Origin of the sequence: Arcobacter sp. (genome assembly GCF_050300555.1) — a bacterium.
GTDB lineage: Bacteria > Campylobacterota > Campylobacteria > Campylobacterales > Arcobacteraceae > Arcobacter.
Map to the genome: position 1 here is coordinate 1 of NZ_JBNKXY010000179.1, position 652 is coordinate 652.

A 652-nucleotide genomic window follows, 5' to 3' on the forward strand; every position below is an offset into this window, starting at 1 on the left:
TTCCATGTAATGTATTTCTTGTCACGAAATGTTTCATTGGTGCCACTTTCATCCAAATTATGTGCCATACCCATACATTCTTCTTTTTTGTGTAGCTTGTCTATTCCTCTTCCTATGTGCAAACCTCCAAAGTTACTTGATTTTGTGCCACTTTGTGATGTTGCTGTTCTCTCATTGCCACACCGAATTAGCTGGGAGCAAAACAAGTTAGTTTGCTGCATCTTTGACCTTCATATATGTGGCTTGCTTACTTGGATACCGTGAGCAATGCTTAGCCTTTGTAATCTATGACTTGGTAGCAGTCATTTACCTTGTCCATTTTGGATTGCCACTTGAGCAGTATTAACTACTCATATTCACGTACTGTAACATGTAGGTGTGCAGCACAAGTTCTCTGAATTTTAGTTCCAAATCCATTTCGAATCCAAGGGAAATTCTTTAATAAAAGTTGTTCCTCATCTCTAGCTCTTTCCATCCATATTTTATTTGGAATTTTTGGAGCACGAGAATATACCTTTTGAAGCTGTCAAAATTTGAGGTAAATTTGAAATCGTTTGACCTCGTTTGAATTCGATTTCAATTTTTAAACCGAGTTAAACTGCGTGCACTGTAGCCACCGGCCGGTTTCGGCCTGACACTGTGCGGTGAATTT

The 652-nt window shown here is 38.8% G+C and carries 1 protein-coding gene; it reads right to left on the reverse strand.

Annotation, left to right across the window (positions count from 1 at the left end):
- On the reverse strand, nucleotides 1-221 hold a 221-nt coding region (locus tag ACQY5W_RS13225), incomplete at its 3' end, for a hypothetical protein (RefSeq protein WP_428025442.1).
- Nucleotides 222-652: the final 431 nt, after the last annotated feature.